The sequence below is a fragment of the Rickettsia endosymbiont of Culicoides newsteadi genome, assembly GCF_002259525.1.
In the GTDB taxonomy this organism is placed as follows: domain Bacteria; phylum Pseudomonadota; class Alphaproteobacteria; order Rickettsiales; family Rickettsiaceae; genus Tisiphia.
Genome location: NZ_MWZE01000002.1, coordinates 15,813 through 32,084, shown reverse-complemented (window position 1 = coordinate 32,084; position 16,272 = coordinate 15,813). Strand labels below are relative to the sequence as shown.

Here is a 16,272-nt window from a genome sequence, read left to right as displayed (position 1 = left end):
TACGCCAAAAAGTATCATGGTAGCCAAATGCGACAATCCGGCGATCCATATTACTCCCATCCGATAGAGGTGGCGTATATGGTTGCCGAATATACAGCATTAAAGGTACCAAAACACTTCAGGACTGATATGATCATTACTAGTTTACTGCATGATACTATTGAGGATACAACTCTTACCGAAGATATGATTACTCGGCTCTTTGACAAGCGAATTGCCAGTCAAGTGGTAGATTTGACTAGGGTGAAGTCTTATGGGAAGATTAGTGCGGCAGAAACATTGAATATATTATTTCAACAAAAGAAAGATGATGTTTTATTGATTAAGTTATTTGACCGACTTCATAATATGCAAACTATTGGTGCTAAATCGCCAGAAAAAGTTAGAAAGATACTGGAGGAAACTTTAATAAACTTTGTAAGTTTTTCTATGTACCTAGAAACACAGATAATAAAACAAAGTCTAATTAAATTGTGCTATCAAAGTTTAGCTATTCCCCAACTTTTACCAAAGTATCACGAGATAATTTTTGAGGGTGATTCCCAGCCTCTGTGTCCAACTTCTCAAAATGAAGTAACCCAAATGCAAACCCTAAGCTCACTGGAATCATAATAACCCATAATCCCCAATGACCAAAATATTCTATCAAATATACAAGCCCAAAAGACGTAACAATATGCATTAAGGCACGCGATAAGGCAAATAACCAACTAGTGTAAGTAAAGCGTTTAAAGACTGGAAAGTGTTTAACATAAATTGGAACAGCTGGAAAAGCATCAGGTCTAAATATAATAAAAAATGACTGGATTAAAAGTATATCAAATGGACTAGCAGCATTGTCTAATAAATATGGACATATAAGAATAAAACCCCAAAATACTACCAACCTAATTTTAAGGATTATCAACGGATATATTCTGTAGCATAAATAAGTCAATATTATATAGGATACTAGATTCACCATTGAGACTATAAAATTTTGATGAATGATTTGCTCAGCATTATAGCCAAAAGAGTTTTTTAAAACATTGGCACAATGAGAATATGTAAAATAAAAGGATACCGGCCAAGCACATTCTATTAAAAAATACGCAAGTGCAGTTTTTTTCTTAACTTTTCCCTTCCAAACAGGCATATCTTCTAGTTTTTTTGTATCTATGCCTAGCTTATCCAAAGCTGGGGCTAAAGCTTTTTTAGTTGTCGTTTTGCATCAGCAAATTCTGGTGTTTCCCGCAAAGCAGTTCTCGCAATTATGCCCGTTAAAGCAACCACTGCTCCTATCCAAAAAGCATTATGCCAGCTAAATCCTTGAAAATTTACCAACGATGCTATAGCTAAAGCAAAAGATCCACCTAAAGTAGAAAAAGTTACTATCAACGCTACAACTGGATATTGTATTGGTGGTTTTGAAATTTCAACCAAATAAATTTGAGCCCCATTATTTCACCCATCGATGATATACCTTGAATAATGCGACACACTGTAACTAACCAAGCAGCTGTAACGCCAATTTGGGCATAAGTTGGAAGAGTAGCCATAATAATGCAAGAAATAGCCATCATAAAGGTTGTTACAATAACAGTTGCCTTACGACCAACAGTATCCCCTATCCAACCAAATAAAAAAGCACCAAATGGTCTAAAGATAAAGGTGCTACAAAAAGCGGCAGCAGAAAGGAGAGCAGCAGTATGTGGATCAGTCTTTGGGAAAAATAGCTCATTTAGAAGAACTGCCATATGGACATATAGCATTAAGTCAAAATATTCCAAAAAAGTCCCCACTGAAAGTAAACAAACAGCTTCTTTTTGTTCTTTAGTAAGGGTAGTCTGGCGATCAGGGATAATTCTGGCATTTTCTTGAACAACTTTACTCATAACTAACTCTAATAATTGTTTTCTTCGGAATAAGTAGCCGTGTTTCTAAAAGCAATAGGTAAATCACCATACTTTTTTGCCAATCTATCAAAATAAAATAATCCGTAGGCAAAACCGATAATTGTCGGAACCATAATAATCCATAATCCCCAATGACCAAAATAGTCAGTAATGTAAATAAAACCAAAAGCAGTGATTACATACATCAAAGCCCGAGATACCGCACGTATCATACTAACACTGCTAAAACGTTTAAAAACAGGAAAGTTCTTATAAAAAAACAGGAACAGCAGGTTCATCACAATGTCCAAACAAAATAATACATGATTGAACTAAAAATAGCTCAAATGGCAAATGAAGATTACTCAACCAATATGGACAAAATAACATAAAAATAGAAAATACTATTAGTATAACTTTCATGATTAATAATGGATGGATTTTGTAACTTAAATTCGCTAATATCAACACAATTGAACATTGTATTAGACAAACAATAAAATTATGATGGATAACCTCAGAAGTTGTGTAATTAAAAGAAGTCTTTAAAATATTGCCACAATAAACATAGGCAAAATAAAAACATACTGGTGCAACACATTGTAATAACAAGAAAGCTATGATAGTTTTTTTATCAACTTTTTCTTGCCACATCGGATTATCTTTTAAGCAAGCTGTATCAGTATTAGTTTTTTAAAAAATTTTTTTATTCGACGTTTGGCATCAGCAAATTCTGGGGTTTCTCGCAAGGTTGTTCTGGCAACAGAACCAATCACTGCTACTGCCGCACCAAACCAAAATGCCAGACGCCAGTTAAAACCATGCACAGTTACAAGTGATGCAACGCCTAAAGCAGCTACACCTCCTAGAGAAGAAAAAACCCCTATCAGTGCCACGCTTGCGTATTGGGCTGGAGGCTTGATTATTTCCGTTAAATAAAGTTCGGCCCCTATTATTTCACCCATAGAAGACATACCTTGCATAATACGACATATTGTCAGTATCCAAGCTGCTATGCTTCCTATCTGGGCATAAGTAGGCAGATTAGCCATAACAAGGCACGAAAATGCCATCATAAAAGTTGTCATGATCACTGTAGATTTACGCCCGATATTATCACCTAACCAGCCAAATATTACTGCCCCAACAGGTCGGAAAACAAAGGTAGAACAAAAGGCAAAAGCCGACATTAAAGAGGCTGTGTGAGGATCAGTAGGTTCAAAAAATAACTGATTAAGAAACGCTGCCATATGGACATATAGCATTAAGTCAAAATATTCAAGGAATGTTCCTATTGACAACAGCCCAACAGCTTCTTTTTGTTCTTTGGTAAGGCTAGTTTGCCGATTAGGGATAATCCTGGTATTTTCTTGAACAACTTTACTCATAGTTGCTCTGATTTTGTTGTTGACTTCTGATAGCTCATATTTTTTCAATATTTTGTGTTAATATGTTTAGTATATAGTATTTTATCGCTGCACTAAGTGATATAAGAAAAATAATTTTTATTCTGTCATTCTCGCCTACTATTGTCATTCCCGCGTAGGCGGGAATCTGAGACCCCTGCTTACGCAGGGGTGACATCTTTAGCTATAATCTGTCATTTCCGCTTCGGTGCGGAATCTAGATACCTGCCTACGCAGGTATGACATTTTACACAAGGGGGACAAAACAGGATTGCTTCGTTGGCTTACGCCTTCTCGCAATGACATTTTTACCCATATTCTGTCATTCACTCATCTAAAGAATTAAATATAACCTGCATTGAATAGTCAACTAATTTTTTATTAAAATATATTTATTGTTCTTAATAAAAACAATGTTCAATAATTCACTGGCATTAGATATGGTTTTGATGGTTAATACCCCTTAATTTCGTGTGGTATTTTAGCAATAGACCTAATTTTGGAAATTTACGCAGTTTTTTGGACAGAGCCAATGTATGTGATCACTTACGTACTAAATAACGCCAAAGTTTGTCGGTACCTTTGCTAATGCCAATTCTAGGGGTAATAATAAATTGAGGAGTATCACCTACGTCAATAACACAAAAGGATTGATTACTAGTCATATCTTGACCATTTTGGGTTTTATTAATTCCAAGGGTACGACATAATTTACCAGGCCCATCAAGTAAAACTGCTGAAGGTTTGTATTGATATACTCCTCTAATTAATACAGCAGCTGGAAACCCTGGTTTTTCTGTCACTATATTTAAACAATAATACATACCATAAATTAAATATACATAGGCATTACCTGCAGAACCATACATAAGCTTTGTACGAGGTGTTATCCCCCTGGCTGCATGGCAAGCAGGATCATCTTCTCCAACATAAGCTTCTGTCTCAATAATTCGTGCCTCTATATTACCAAAACACAGAACCTTGCCCAGTAGTTCCTGTGATACAATAAGCGTATCTCTTTCATAGAATGATTTTGGAACTATTGTAGACATCTTAGCCTTTGCAAAAAAGAAAAAGACCCATTATAACATATTCTTATGTAGATTATGAACCAAAAAGAGGCAATCATTTGAGTATGCATGATAATGATATTAAAGATCATGATAATTCATCAATTTTGCAGATCGATAAGAATTTAGATTTTTATCGATATAAAATTACTATTGAATATTTAGGAACTGCTTTTGTTGGCTGGCAGAAGCAGAAAGGTGCTTTATCTATTCAACAAACACTGGAAGATGGTATCCATAAATTTACTGGTGAAATAGTAGCGGTTCATGGAGCTGGCAGGACTGATGCAGGGGTTCATGCTTTAGGGCAAGTAGCACATTTCGATTTAGTGAAATATATGTGTCCTTATAAAGTTATGCAGGCTATCAACTATTTTGTGAGAGATTATAATATAGCGGTAGTTGATTGTGTTCTAGTAGACAAAGATTTTCATGCAAGATTTTCTGCTTTAGAACGTCATTATGTCTATAGAATTATCAATAGACCTAGCCAAGTTATAATAGATTTAAATCGTGCTTGGTGGATAAAACAACCTCTTGACGTTGAAGCAATGAGACGCGGGGCTTCCTACCTCATAGGACATCATGATTTTAGCTCATTTAGAGGCAAATTTTGCCAAGCAAAGTCACCTATAAAAACCTTATCCGAATTAATTATTACCCCAAAAAATGAAGAAATAAAAATATATTTTTCTGCTCGATCTTTTTTACATAATATGGTTCGAAATATTGTTGGTAGTTTAGTATTAGTTGGACGAAATATATGGCAGGAAGATGATATCCAAAGAGTTCTGAATGCTAAAAAAAGAGAAATAGCCGGAGCAAAGGCTCCGGCATGTGGGCTGTATTTCCTTAGAGTTGACTATAATGACTTATCACTACTTCAAAAATTGTTTAAATAACTTTTAAAGTAGTGGCTAATGCAAAATAATTATTTATTGGGTCTTTACTTCTACTTGTACAACTTTCTTAATGTTGTTATCGAAATATAAAAGTAAATCAAATTTATCACCAACTTTTAGTGTAGTTTTTAAATCCAAAAGCATAATATGCATACCGCCTGGCTGTAAAATAGCACTAGTTTTCGCTGGAATGACTAGCTTATCTAGTTGTACCATTTTGCTAACACCTTTTTCGTCAACAAAACTTTTATGTAATTCAACCTTGTTAGCGACCTCGGAAGAAACATTTACTAAATTATAATTTGTATCAGAATTATTAACTATTTCAAGATATATTGCAGAATTATTACGTTTGCCAATAGTAGTTGATATGGAAGGTCTTGCCCAAGCGTTTCGTGTGTCAATGGAAGTAGCTAATATCGCCGTATTATCCGGATTGTTGCTATTTGGAGCGGCGGCAAAGCATACTGACAGGCTAAAACATAGGATGGCAGCAATGATGGCTATTATATTCTTCAGTATCATATTATCCTCATAAATTAAGTTATTCGAGTCATTCATTAGACCTCTTGCATAACCTAAAGATAATTGAGGAATTTTTAGGAAAAACGAAGTCGAGTACCTCAGTGTACTAAGATGTACGTGAGGAACGGAGACGAGTTTTGACAACAAAATTACCAATTAGATTAGGTTATGCAAGAGGTCTATTATAGTATACACTATATTATACATACACTAAGTATATTTAGTATATAATTCTAATTTTGGTTTATTTTAATAAATTTTTGTTTAACAGGATCCCAATTATAGTGAACATTTACTGTTTTAATTTCCGTAACTGTAATGTCTCCATTAGATAACTGTGCAACATCAAAACCTTTTTGGATAGATTCAGTAATTAGAGTCGTTGATTGACCAATATATCTAACATTAAAAAAAGGATTATTATCAGTATCTAATGAATTGGTAGCTTTCTTAGTTAGGCTATTCAAAATAGGTATGTTTTTTTCTTTCATTCTAGATAACTTCAGATATTCTGTACTGTTTTATAGCAGTTTTGTAGTAAAGTGGCAAGGTTTGTTATTAGGTTAATTTTAGTATAATTAGTTTTTTTATAATGAGGTGTGTGTAGTGCTAGGAAATATTGATTTTTCAAACTCGTCAATAAGGCTATTTTTCTATTTCTTAAAGAAAAGAAAAATTAAACTAATCGTTTTAGGTTTGTTATGCATAATGTTGGGAATGATACCTACTATTGATGGTGTATTGCTCCAAAAGATTATAAATTTGCTAGAGTCTTTCTCTGATGAAGAAGCTAAATATCTACCTTCCTCTATGATGTATTGGGCAATAATATATGCAGTTTGGTGGATGGGTGTCAATGTTATATGGCGGGTTTATGATTATGTTTATCTAAAAACAATACCCTATATCAAAGGACAGATACTAGATGAGATGTATAATTATACTCAGTATCATAATCATAAATTTTTTCAAGAAAACCTGGCTGGTTATATTACCAATCGTATTACTGAAGCTTCTAGATCTTTTGAAATGGTTCTATCGTTATTTGGTGAGAAAATTATATATAAGTTAGCTGTAATTGTCTTCTCTCTAGTAGCCATGTACTCGGTTCATCAAATATTTTTCACTATATTCCTGATATTTATTTGTGTTTTTATAGGAATTACTGTTATTTGTTCAAGTACAGTAAATAAATATTCAGTAAATTATGCCCGAAGTAAATCAATAGTTGCCGGTAAGATTGTGGATTTGATAGCCAATATTAGTACAGTACGAATGTTTACTTCTCATAGATTTGAACGTCAAAATCTAGAAGCAAGAATAGATAATGCGATAGTCAATGAACAAATTATGCAGTTTTTCATGTGGAAGCTACGTAACGTACTAGGAATAATCTGTGCTATAATGATTTTTATCATGATTTATTATTTGGCACAGCTTCGTAGTCAAATGCAAATAACTATAGGAGATTGTGTCTTGATACTTACTTTGTGTATGGCTGTTACTACTGAAATTTGGGATTTAACGCAAGAAATAGGGGATATGTTTGAAGAATTTGGCTCTTTTCATCAAACTTTATCATTGATGAAACCTCATATTATAAAAGATATTGATAATCCCCATCTTCTAAGGGTTGCAAAAGGTGAGATAGCATTTAAAAATGTTAGTTTTAAATATTACCATAATAATAATTTATTTGAGAATAAATCTATTACAATTTTGAGTCAACAAAAGGTCGGATTAGTAGGATTTTCTGGCTCAGGAAAAACAACTTTTATCAATCTTATTACACGGTTGCATGATATAGACCAAGGAGAAATTTTAATTGATGGGCAAAATATTAGATATGTAACTCAAGACTCTTTGCGAGATAATATTAGCATAATACCACAAGAACCAATCCTATTTCATAGGACAATTATCGATAATATTAGATATGGAAAAAAAGATGCTAGCTTAGAAGAAGTAATAGAGGCGGCAAGAGCAGCTCATATACATCAAGTTATTGCCGCCATGCCTGAAGGGTACCAAAGCTTATGCGGTGAAAGGGGTAATAATTTATCAGGTGGTCAAAGACAGAGAATAGTAATCGCCCGGGCAATATTAAAGAATGCTCCTATATTAATCCTTGATGAAGCAACAAGCAGTTTAGATAGTGAAACTGAGAGCTTAATACAAGATTCTCTATCTTACTTAATGCAAAATAAAACTGTATTAGTTATAGCTCATAGGTTATCGACTTTGTTGAATATGGATAGACTTCTAGTTTTTGATGCGGGTAGTATAGTCGAAGATGGATCGCATGAGGAACTATTAAAAAACAGTAAACTGTACAAAAAGTTATGGAAATCACAAGCGAAAGGTTTGATAATTTAAATTTCTAACTCACCTTACGCATACCCCCCATAAGCGTTAGTTTAAGAAAACAATAATTGAGAAACCGTCATTGCGAGGAGACCGTAAGGTCGACGAAGCAATCCAGAAAAATGATTAGAAATGGGTTGCCACGCCACCTACGGTGGCTCGCAATGACGCTAAGCTATTTTCATGACCTTTTTAAATGCCATGCGTAAGGTGAGTTTCTAAAATAATCTTAAGTTACGTTAAATAAACTTTCTGGGAAAATAATAGGTTTCTTCGTAGAACACCCGATAGAATTATTTTTGATCCATTCTTCGTCCAAAAAGTTCATAACTAACGACTCATCCGATATCTGGCTTAGTCTATTTATCATTAATTCTTGTACTATTAACTTCTGTATTTTAGGATCTAGCATATATTGTTTAGATTCCAGCTTAGGTTCTTGAATTAATTGAAATATAGCTTGTATAATCCCACCTAATAACAATCCACGAGTAAGTTGTATATCTTGAGCTGGCACAGATTCGCCAGAATTATCTAGATTTATCGGATATCCGCCTCTATATATTTTAATTATACCATTATCTAAAGGTAAACATAGATTACTTAGTACATCTGAGATCATATTGGGATAATTATTTTGAATGATTTTAAGTAACGATTGAAACTCAATATCTTGTGATGAGCAGCTGATTAAATTTTTGATTCCTTGTATCTCATTTATATTAATAGAAATACTAATATCTTCACCCGTACAACCAAAAATATAATCTGCTTCCTGAAATAGCAATTGAGTACTATTAGCAACCTTAACGGAATTTATGAAATTACATTTTTCTTTGATCTTATCGTAAACTATTACTTTATGATTAAACGATAAAAGTTTCTGAACAACAGCCCTTCCTATTACTCCAAGTCCGACTACTCCTGACGTAAGACCACTACTACGTAGTGACAAGAATTTATCAAGTTTGATTTCAACAGCTCTTGCAATCATTGGAGATTCTAATAATTGTTTTGCAGCAGAAAAAGCAACATTAACTACGGGTACAGTAATGTTAGTTTTTTTAATGTGAGCTATACCTGAAGATGTTTGTTCTACAGCAAAAACTGTATAATTGTCACTTAAAGATTTTGGAATATTTGTTATACACTTACTACCGTCATCAAGGATAATAATATTATTAGATTTTGTATTGATTAAGGTATTGCTAACCTTATTCCACATATTAGCTATATCTTTATTAAAGCAATCATTGAAATTACCCAATTGTTGGGGTTGGGTACAATGATAGTGTATTACTCCTAATTTTATAATTTGCTCTACCACCTCTGGACAAGTTGAATATATTTTACCCATTATATGAATGTTGCTTGGCTTGGCACCGAGCATGATAAGAGATTTTATTAGGTCAATTGTTGTAAATAGAAGATGTTGTATACAAACAAATGTTACATCTGTTAAATTGATATCCTTACAAACCTTTAACCTATCTACTATAGTTTGCAAGACTGGTAATATTTTTTGTTTATGCTCAGTATTACTCATAACACCTTAGGTTAAGTTTGTAGTATATATAGCGATACAACCATTGAAGAAGCTAGATGAAGAACAGAATAATCTTTTATCTTCATTAGAAGCAGATTCTAGAAATCTAGAATCTGTTTCTGGTATAGTTCTGCTAGGTAATATTTGACCAAATGGATCATTATTAGAATGAAACAGCTCAAAATTTATATTTTTAAGTGAATTAGTATTCAAAGTATCAATCTGATGGATAATATTTATTAATATATCTAATAATTTTTTTATTTCTCTTTGATCTTCAATTATACTGGGAGGATTTTTTAAATAGGGTGAACTATCACGTAAATTAGGATAGCTAAGAGAATAATAAACTCTATTTTTTTTTGTAAGCTTTGTTGGTTGCATAATAGTTGGTATATAATCTTTTAAACGATAATCATCCTTATATACTTGTTGTATTAAACTCATTGGTAGTGCTGTATCATTGGGAGTTGGTTTAAATGCGATACCTAAACCTTTAGCAATCAAAATCAAATGTTTTATAGTATCAATTAAGTAGGGTCTTGGTTTTAAATTACGTTTACTAATGGCATGTATAAAAAATGACCATAACAAACTGAATTCCGTAAAATCCTCTAATAACTGAAATTGTTGCCAACATTTACTAACTAAGTATTTATATAATTCAATATATGCATGATTATTTTTATCTAAAAACCACCCACTTGAGAAGACTAAGACTGTATTATACCAAGATTTTGTATTGCAGTTATATTTGTGAATATCTACAAATGTTTGCCAATGATCTGTAATATTACAAGGAACATGAATATCTTTACCGAATTTTTTTTTGATTCTAGTATAACTGATCATGTTAGAAATGCTTGGAATCATAAATGTCGAACGTGCTCCAGCTGATATATTCCAAATAGGAGTATTTAACGAAGAGTGTTGGGATCCTAGACCGAATAGATTCATTAATTCAAATAAACCAAACATTTCCCCTATGTTAAGAAAGTTAAGTGAGATTACTCTATTTTGCGCTTCAACAAAGACTTCACTAGCCTTATCAATAATAAGGGATAAGGGGATTTGGCTATACCCTAGATTTGTTTTTAAAATTGGTGGAATACGCTTATCTTCTATAGAGATTGTTTTACCATCTAAAGTTGGTAAGTAAAATTCTCCTTTATCAACAATAAATGCACCATAAGGATAGTACATTTTGAATAAAGGATATTCCGCATCTTTATTAATATTATCGCATTTCTCTGCTAATGTAGGATTGCACCTATGTACCACATCTCTAACTTCTCTCCATTTTACTTGCTCAATATTTAATTGAACATCTTGATCAAGAGTATTAAACATATTCATTACTTAAATAAGATATTGTAAAGATTTTTAACATAGTAATTTTAATACCAATGTTACTAATCATTTAATTTTTCTGCTGTTATAAGTAGAAGTATATTAGACTTTTTTATAATATTTAATTCCTCATCTGTAAAAACCTGTAAAGCAACTTTATCTAAAAATAAATCATACTTTTTTATATTTTTAAAGCCTACTTCTGTCATTAGTGATTTTAAAGTATCAAAATCTCTCTGATAAGACGTTACCACACAATCATTTGTGATACTTATTTCTATTGGACAACCATCACTATATTTATTGTTGTGCAAAGGTCTTGTAGGAAGTTTTAATATACTAAAAACCTCTGGGTAAAATGAAGCACTTAAAATATCTAAAGTACATATTAAAACCTTTCCACCTTTTTTTAAGCATTTATAACAATTTGTAATAAATGCTTTAAGTTTCTCTAAAGTATCTATGTATAAAATTACAAAAATATTGAAAACAATATCATATTCACCTTGACCTACTATCTCAGGGCTGGCAGAATCAGAGAAATCTAATACATGTAGCCCAATATTATTATTTTGTATGTATTGTTTACATAATTCTATTTGATAATAAGAAAGATCACATCCTACTAATTTTAGTGGACATTCTTTGGAAAAAATCTCTAAGTACCTACCAAATCCACATCCTACCTCTAATAGGGCCTTATCTTTTGCACTACCTATTAAATTTTTGATATGTGGATTAACAACATAATTGTTAAACCTATATTCCTTTGTTTCACTGTACGAGTTAGCAATGTTGCTCAATTTCCAAATGTCCATAATACTATTTTATAGATTTGATAATAAGTACTTATTATCATTTTAAATGCAATACAATGCAACGATTTATTAAGCATTTTACCCTCCTATAAATGCCGGTAAAAATAGCAAGCTTTTTTTGCCACTGAATTTCTATCTTACGAAATGGTTTTTTATATGTTTTATTTACAATAGTAATAAATAAAAATAAAATTGTATGAAAGAGGCTAATTGTTGGAAATCAAAATTCGAAACTTGTTGCTATTCAAATAAGTTACTAGATAAACTATTACTGTTACATGACAAGACAGATACGATAGATATTCTCAAAGTAAAAAAAGCTATTTACTACGCCAAAGAGTACCATGGTAAGCAAAAGCGAGATTCAGGGGAACCTTTTTATTCTCATCCAATTGAAGTTGCTTGTATTTTTACTAACTATACTTCACGGGAGAATATAAAATTTTTAGAACAGATTTACTGGTTACATGTGTACTACACGATACGATTGAAGATACAGAGATTACTGAAAAAATAATTGCCAATAATTTTGGTAAGTTAGTTGCCAGTCAAGTTCAGGACTTAACTAGAATAAAAATGGATCGAAAAATTAGCTCAAAGGAAATGGTAGAGTCGTTATGGCTTCAAGGTAAATATGACATATTGCTTATTAAATTGTGTGATCGAATCCATAATATGCAAACAATTGAAATTAAACCATCTGAAAAAATAAAGAAAATAATACAAGAGACTAAGTATAGTTTTTTACCACTAGCTAAATATTTTGGCTCGACAATTGAAAATGAGCTACGCCAATTATGTTTAAAGCCAAAATTGTAATAGACCTCTTGCATAACCTAAAGATAATTGAGGAATTTTTAGGAAAAACGAAGTCGAGTACCGCAGCGTACTAAGATGTACGTGAGGAACGGAGACGAGTTTTGACAACAAAATTACCAATTAGATTAGGTTATGCAAGGTCTAATGGAAGAAAACAAATTCTTCCTACTCTCCTACAGTCATTCATGAAAAGTTAGTGACGGGGAAACTATTTAGGTGAGTATGACGTCCCCCAAGGCGTTAATTCTCTATAACGCCAATATTCTTTGTAAATATCGTCTAATTGTTCTATCTGTGCTTTTTCCACACCCCCAGCCCAAGGTTTTGTTCCTGAATAATGTAAAATAAATTTTGTATAATAATTTGTATTGGTTGTGCTTGATCTATAACTAGGGGTATGATTCCATTTATGTGAAATATGGTTAATTCTATCGTTAAAAGCTATATTTATTATATCTTGTTCAAACATTGAAAGAGAACATACAGTATTGTTTAATGAATTTATTAAACAATCTTCCGCTTTATTATTTCTCATATTTTCTAAATTAAACCACATAACACCGGCATTTATATAAAAATACGGTAAAGCATGATTACACCCAAGTTCGTTATGACCAGGATTACCGGCATCATAGCTACCTGCCACAAAATAATCCGTCATATCAATAGTTTTAAAATAGCTTAAATCTTTTAAAACTATTAAATCAGCATCCAGCGATAATACCGAGGTTAAATTCGGCAAAATTTTACTAAAAAATGGTCTATAGCTTATTAAAAGAGGCCAGTCACAATTTTTAAATTTACTTTTTATTAATTCTATCGGCAGTAAATTATTATCAACATTTATAAAATTTATTTTGTAAGGCTTTATATCCTGCATAGATGATAGTTTTTCTTGCGATTCTATAGATATAAGGTCTTCCTGATCCATAATAAAATAAAAATCATAGAAGCTATCTAAGTCTGAATTTAACAAAGCTGATGCAATGGTAGTTGCAGCATGTACTGCATACTTATCATTTATAACAAGAGCAATATTAGTAACATTATTAGCCTCTATTCCGCTTAAATTCAAGGCTCGTTGATAGTTAGCAACGGCTGTCTTAAGGTCTATGTTCGCTTTCTCTAAAACAGAAGATCGACCTAATATATTAATCATGCTAAGCCTATAAAAAGCTTTAGCTGATAATTCAGGAATATTTAATGCTATCAGCTTATTAAGAAAAGCTACTTCATCTTGCATATAACCACTAAAATATTTTAGTAAATCTTCTTCTTTTAGGTCTTTAATAAAAGAAAAAATTTGTTCTTTATGATCTTTAATAATAATATGAGCTAAATTAAGGGCATATTCTGATTTATATAATAAATCTAAAGAATAGCTGCTGTTTTTTATGCCCCTATATAATTCAGCTTTTTCCTTTTTTAAAAGTTGTAAACGTGATAAACAATCGTAACCTTTGGCAATTGATATCCTATCTACCGCTTCTTCAATTTGGAAAAGACAAACCTTTTCAATGTAGTTTTTTCTTTCATCAGTTAAAAAACTATTGTTTAGATCATTAACCACCATATCAAATTCAAAACGATTTTTTCTTAAATTTGAGTAAATACGAGAGTAAGCATAATCACTTACTCTTTCAACAACTGATATTTTCCCATTTTGAATATTATCATTATTTTGCAGTGACACTAAGTCATTTGAAAATTTTTTTATTTTTATTTTTCTTTTGTCATAAGAATAACCTCCTAATATAAATAATATTATTATTAACAAAGCTAATGCATATTTATATTTTTGTAATATTAATTTTTTATTCACTATTTTTCTCAATTTTATTTAAGTACTAAGACCATATTCAATATAGGATTGATTAGATTTAATGTATTCAATATCTGCTAAATACAGAAGATGATGGTTATCTTGTATATTTGCTGCAAATGTTTCGTTACCTTCTGCTGCTTGACTAAACATAAAACTTACTAATACTTGTAGTCTTTCGATAATCAAGTCTATCATCCCATTTTTATCTTTTTCAGCTAAACCATAAGCTTGGCAGAATAAACATGCTCTTATAATTTGCTCATCTATAGAACCAAATCCATCTTTATTATTGGGATTTGTCAGTGGAGCCCATCGGTAAAGGGCATAAGCAACATCCCATAAGCGTGACCCTGGGTGACAAGTGTCAAAATCAATTATTCCAACTGCTTGTTCTCCATTCAAAACAACATTATAAGGAGCAAAATCACCATGACATATTACTTCTTTTGGGTGTCGAGATGGCAGCTGCCAGCATTTTTCATCGGAAACAACTTTAATTAAGAAATTTTGTGATGCATCATGATATTTACGTAGAAGACTAGCAGCAGATGTAAGGGCTTTTATCGATGCAGCATTATTGCTGAGGGGATAGTTACTTACCTCTCCTTTTAAAAAGCTAACTATTTCTCGTCCTGAATTATCAAATCCCACAGGCTTGGGAGCCGAAAGAAAACCTTCACTACGAATATGATCTAGAAGATTGTGAACTTGTTTAGTCCAGAACCCAGCGGGACGGTAAATATAATCGCCAATATTAACTATTTGCTCTTCACGTCTTAGGTGTTGCGAATATTTTTTTAATGTGGATAGTACTCACAACAACCTAGATATTTTGATGACAAAACTACCCTAAATATAAGAACTTAGCTAAGTCTAAAGAAATATATTATTACAACTGAGCCTTAGCTTTAGCCACTATATCTGCAAAACCTTGCGGGTTATTAACTGCCAATTCAGCTAGCACCTTACGATCAATATCTATTGCAGCTTTTTTAAGCCCACCCATAAATTGGGAATATACTAAATCATGCTCACGCACTGCTGCATTAATTCTTTGTATCCAAAGCCCTCTAAAATCACGTTTACGATTTCTACGATCCCTATAAGCATATTGTAGAGCTTTTTCAACTTTCTCAATTGCTACCTTAAAGCAATTATTAGACCGCCCTCTATAACCTTTAGCAAGTTTGAGAATTTTTTTATGGCGATTTTTTGAAATTTTTCCTGATTTTACGCGTGACATATCTCACCTATTTCCTTAGTTAAATTGTTAAATTCCATATGGAAGGAAGAATTTTTTTAAATTCTTTGCATCTTGAGTACAGAGAATCGTTGTTCCTCTAAGGTTACGAAGTTGAGCTTTTGTCCGACGTCTCATGAAGTGTTTTTTACCAGCTTGAGTGGCACAAACTTTACCAGTAGCGGTAAGTTTAAAGCGTTTTTTTACAGCTGATTTGGTTTTTAATTTAGGCATTATAGTTCCTTTATTTGGTATTTTAAGGCTGTATAGCAAAACTAGGCATACCAAAGCCATATTGCTATATGGTGAAATATAATATTTTTTATGAATTATTGCAAGTTAATTTTTATATTATAGTCAATTTAGGAGAAGTTGGTAACGTCGTCACTCTTAGGCTTCAGTTTAAAAAAATAAAGTAGAAAAATCGTCATTGCAAGCCACCTTAGGTGGCGTAGCAATCCATTTCTATTCACTTTTCTGGATTGCTTCGTGACCTTACGGTCTCCTCGCAATGACGGTTTCTCAATTATTGT

20 protein-coding genes are annotated in these 16,272 nt (G+C 32.2%); 5 read left to right on the top strand and 15 right to left on the bottom strand.

The window, feature by feature from the left end:
* The coding region (locus RiCNE_RS00410) for an HD domain-containing protein (protein ID WP_094648669.1) at nt 1-612 on the top strand (612 nt) is incomplete at its 5' end.
* A gap of 570 nt (nt 613-1,182) precedes the next feature.
* Here RiCNE_RS00410 and RiCNE_RS08380 read toward each other — a convergent pair.
* From RiCNE_RS08380 to RiCNE_RS00395, 6 genes are all read right to left on the bottom strand, one after another.
* Nucleotides 1,183-1,377, bottom strand: coding sequence for a hypothetical protein (locus RiCNE_RS08380; protein ID WP_192866907.1), 195 nt, complete (start codon nt 1,375-1,377; stop codon nt 1,183-1,185).
* Between the two features lie 2 nt (nt 1,378-1,379).
* Nucleotides 1,380-1,874, bottom strand: coding sequence for an MFS transporter (locus tag RiCNE_RS08375; protein ID WP_192866906.1), 495 nt, complete (start codon nt 1,872-1,874; stop codon nt 1,380-1,382).
* A gap of 8 nt (nt 1,875-1,882) precedes the next feature.
* On the bottom strand, nt 1,883-2,107 hold the full coding sequence (locus RiCNE_RS08370; protein WP_338050543.1) for a hypothetical protein: 225 nt from the start codon (nt 2,105-2,107) through the stop codon (nt 1,883-1,885).
* A 37-nt stretch (nt 2,108-2,144) separates the two neighbouring features.
* Nucleotides 2,145-2,528, bottom strand: coding sequence for a hypothetical protein (locus tag RiCNE_RS08365; RefSeq protein ID WP_338050542.1), 384 nt, complete (start codon nt 2,526-2,528; stop codon nt 2,145-2,147).
* Nucleotides 2,529-2,539: 11 nt separating this feature from the next.
* Nucleotides 2,540-3,262: an MFS transporter gene (locus RiCNE_RS08360; RefSeq protein ID WP_338050541.1), complete on the bottom strand. Its 723-nt coding sequence runs from the start codon at nt 3,260-3,262 to the stop codon at nt 2,540-2,542.
* 560 nt (nt 3,263-3,822) lie between these two features.
* On the bottom strand, nt 3,823-4,332 hold the full coding sequence (locus RiCNE_RS00395) for a DNA-3-methyladenine glycosylase (protein WP_094648667.1): 510 nt from the start codon (nt 4,330-4,332) through the stop codon (nt 3,823-3,825).
* A gap of 83 nt (nt 4,333-4,415) precedes the next feature.
* Here RiCNE_RS00395 and truA point away from each other — a divergent pair, with 83 nt between their 5' ends.
* Entirely contained in the window at nt 4,416-5,252 is an 837-nt protein-coding gene (gene truA, locus RiCNE_RS00390; RefSeq protein ID WP_094648666.1) for a tRNA pseudouridine(38-40) synthase TruA, read from the top strand.
* A gap of 33 nt (nt 5,253-5,285) precedes the next feature.
* On the opposite strand, the gene RiCNE_RS00385 is transcribed toward truA, so the two are convergent.
* Together RiCNE_RS00385 and RiCNE_RS00380 are read right to left on the bottom strand one after the other, a co-directional pair.
* Nucleotides 5,286-5,813 (bottom strand): copper chaperone PCu(A)C, encoded by a 528-nt coding sequence (locus RiCNE_RS00385; protein ID WP_094648665.1) that lies wholly within the window; start codon nt 5,811-5,813, stop codon nt 5,286-5,288.
* A gap of 197 nt (nt 5,814-6,010) precedes the next feature.
* Nucleotides 6,011-6,268: a DUF2671 domain-containing protein gene (locus RiCNE_RS00380; protein ID WP_094648664.1), complete on the bottom strand. Its 258-nt coding sequence runs from the start codon at nt 6,266-6,268 to the stop codon at nt 6,011-6,013.
* Between the two features lie 115 nt (nt 6,269-6,383).
* Here RiCNE_RS00380 and RiCNE_RS00375 point away from each other — a divergent pair, with 115 nt between their 5' ends.
* Entirely contained in the window at nt 6,384-8,153 is a 1,770-nt protein-coding gene (locus RiCNE_RS00375; protein ID WP_275656717.1) for an ABC transporter ATP-binding protein, read from the top strand.
* Between the two features lie 217 nt (nt 8,154-8,370).
* Here RiCNE_RS00375 and RiCNE_RS00370 read toward each other — a convergent pair whose 3' ends face one another.
* The 3 genes from RiCNE_RS00370 to RiCNE_RS00360 form a co-directional block, all read right to left on the bottom strand.
* Complete coding sequence (locus RiCNE_RS00370) at nt 8,371-9,687, bottom strand: NAD(P)-dependent oxidoreductase (protein ID WP_094648662.1); 1,317 nt, start codon at nt 9,685-9,687, stop codon at nt 8,371-8,373.
* 6 nt (nt 9,688-9,693) lie between these two features.
* On the bottom strand, nt 9,694-11,037 hold the full coding sequence (locus tag RiCNE_RS00365; protein WP_094648661.1) for a hypothetical protein: 1,344 nt from the start codon (nt 11,035-11,037) through the stop codon (nt 9,694-9,696).
* A 62-nt stretch (nt 11,038-11,099) separates the two neighbouring features.
* Entirely contained in the window at nt 11,100-11,855 is a 756-nt protein-coding gene (locus RiCNE_RS00360; RefSeq protein ID WP_094648660.1) for a class I SAM-dependent methyltransferase, read from the bottom strand.
* Between the two features lie 196 nt (nt 11,856-12,051).
* Between RiCNE_RS00360 and RiCNE_RS07870 the strand changes: the two genes are divergently transcribed.
* Together RiCNE_RS07870 and RiCNE_RS07865 are read left to right on the top strand one after the other, a co-directional pair.
* Entirely contained in the window at nt 12,052-12,372 is a 321-nt protein-coding gene (locus RiCNE_RS07870; RefSeq protein ID WP_239832525.1) for a bifunctional (p)ppGpp synthetase/guanosine-3',5'-bis(diphosphate) 3'-pyrophosphohydrolase, read from the top strand.
* Nucleotides 12,297-12,674 (top strand): HD domain-containing protein, encoded by a 378-nt coding sequence (locus RiCNE_RS07865; protein ID WP_338050544.1) that lies wholly within the window; start codon nt 12,297-12,299, stop codon nt 12,672-12,674. Before RiCNE_RS07870 ends, RiCNE_RS07865 begins: the two co-directional genes overlap by 76 nt.
* Before the next feature lie 208 nt (nt 12,675-12,882).
* On the opposite strand, the gene RiCNE_RS00350 is transcribed toward RiCNE_RS07865, so the two are convergent.
* The 4 genes from RiCNE_RS00350 to rpmI all read right to left on the bottom strand — a co-directional run bounded on the left by RiCNE_RS00350 (nt 12,883) and on the right by rpmI (nt 15,973).
* Nucleotides 12,883-14,496: a glycosyltransferase family 8 protein gene (locus RiCNE_RS00350; protein ID WP_094648659.1), complete on the bottom strand. Its 1,614-nt coding sequence runs from the start codon at nt 14,494-14,496 to the stop codon at nt 12,883-12,885.
* 18 nt (nt 14,497-14,514) lie between these two features.
* Entirely contained in the window at nt 14,515-15,150 is a 636-nt protein-coding gene (locus tag RiCNE_RS00345) for a phosphotransferase (RefSeq protein ID WP_204839939.1), read from the bottom strand.
* A 238-nt stretch (nt 15,151-15,388) separates the two neighbouring features.
* Complete coding sequence (gene rplT, locus RiCNE_RS00340; protein WP_094648657.1) at nt 15,389-15,742, bottom strand: 50S ribosomal protein L20; 354 nt, start codon at nt 15,740-15,742, stop codon at nt 15,389-15,391.
* Nucleotides 15,743-15,769: 27 nt separating this feature from the next.
* Entirely contained in the window at nt 15,770-15,973 is a 204-nt protein-coding gene (gene rpmI, locus RiCNE_RS00335; protein WP_094648668.1) for a 50S ribosomal protein L35, read from the bottom strand.
* Nucleotides 15,974-16,272: the final 299 nt, after the last annotated feature.

Bases quoted from the DNA above. Each gene is read 5' to 3' on its own strand.
- RiCNE_RS08360 (WP_338050541.1), bottom strand. From the start codon at position 3,262: ATGAGTAAAGTTGTTCAAGAAAATACCAGGATTATCCCTAATCGGCAA.
- RiCNE_RS00370 (WP_094648662.1), bottom strand. From the start codon at position 9,687: ATGAGTAATACTGAGCATAAACAAAAAATATTACCAGTCTTGCAAACT.
- RiCNE_RS08375 (WP_192866906.1), bottom strand. From the start codon at position 1,874: ATGAGTAAAGTTGTTCAAGAAAATGCCAGAATTATCCCTGATCGCCAG.
- RiCNE_RS07870 (WP_239832525.1), top strand. From the start codon at position 12,052: ATGAAAGAGGCTAATTGTTGGAAATCAAAATTCGAAACTTGTTGCTAT.
- truA (WP_094648666.1), top strand. From the start codon at position 4,416: ATGCATGATAATGATATTAAAGATCATGATAATTCATCAATTTTGCAG.
- RiCNE_RS00385 (WP_094648665.1), bottom strand. From the start codon at position 5,813: ATGAATGACTCGAATAACTTAATTTATGAGGATAATATGATACTGAAG.
- RiCNE_RS00395 (WP_094648667.1), bottom strand. From the start codon at position 4,332: ATGTCTACAATAGTTCCAAAATCATTCTATGAAAGAGATACGCTTATT.
- RiCNE_RS00380 (WP_094648664.1), bottom strand. From the start codon at position 6,268: ATGAAAGAAAAAAACATACCTATTTTGAATAGCCTAACTAAGAAAGCT.
- RiCNE_RS00365 (WP_094648661.1), bottom strand. From the start codon at position 11,037: ATGTTTAATACTCTTGATCAAGATGTTCAATTAAATATTGAGCAAGTA.
- rplT (WP_094648657.1), bottom strand. From the start codon at position 15,742: ATGTCACGCGTAAAATCAGGAAAAATTTCAAAAAATCGCCATAAAAAA.
- RiCNE_RS08370 (WP_338050543.1), bottom strand. From the start codon at position 2,107: ATGATACGTGCGGTATCTCGGGCTTTGATGTATGTAATCACTGCTTTT.
- RiCNE_RS00360 (WP_094648660.1), bottom strand. From the start codon at position 11,855: ATGGACATTTGGAAATTGAGCAACATTGCTAACTCGTACAGTGAAACA.
- RiCNE_RS08365 (WP_338050542.1), bottom strand. From the start codon at position 2,528: ATGTGGCAAGAAAAAGTTGATAAAAAAACTATCATAGCTTTCTTGTTA.
- rpmI (WP_094648668.1), bottom strand. From the start codon at position 15,973: ATGCCTAAATTAAAAACCAAATCAGCTGTAAAAAAACGCTTTAAACTT.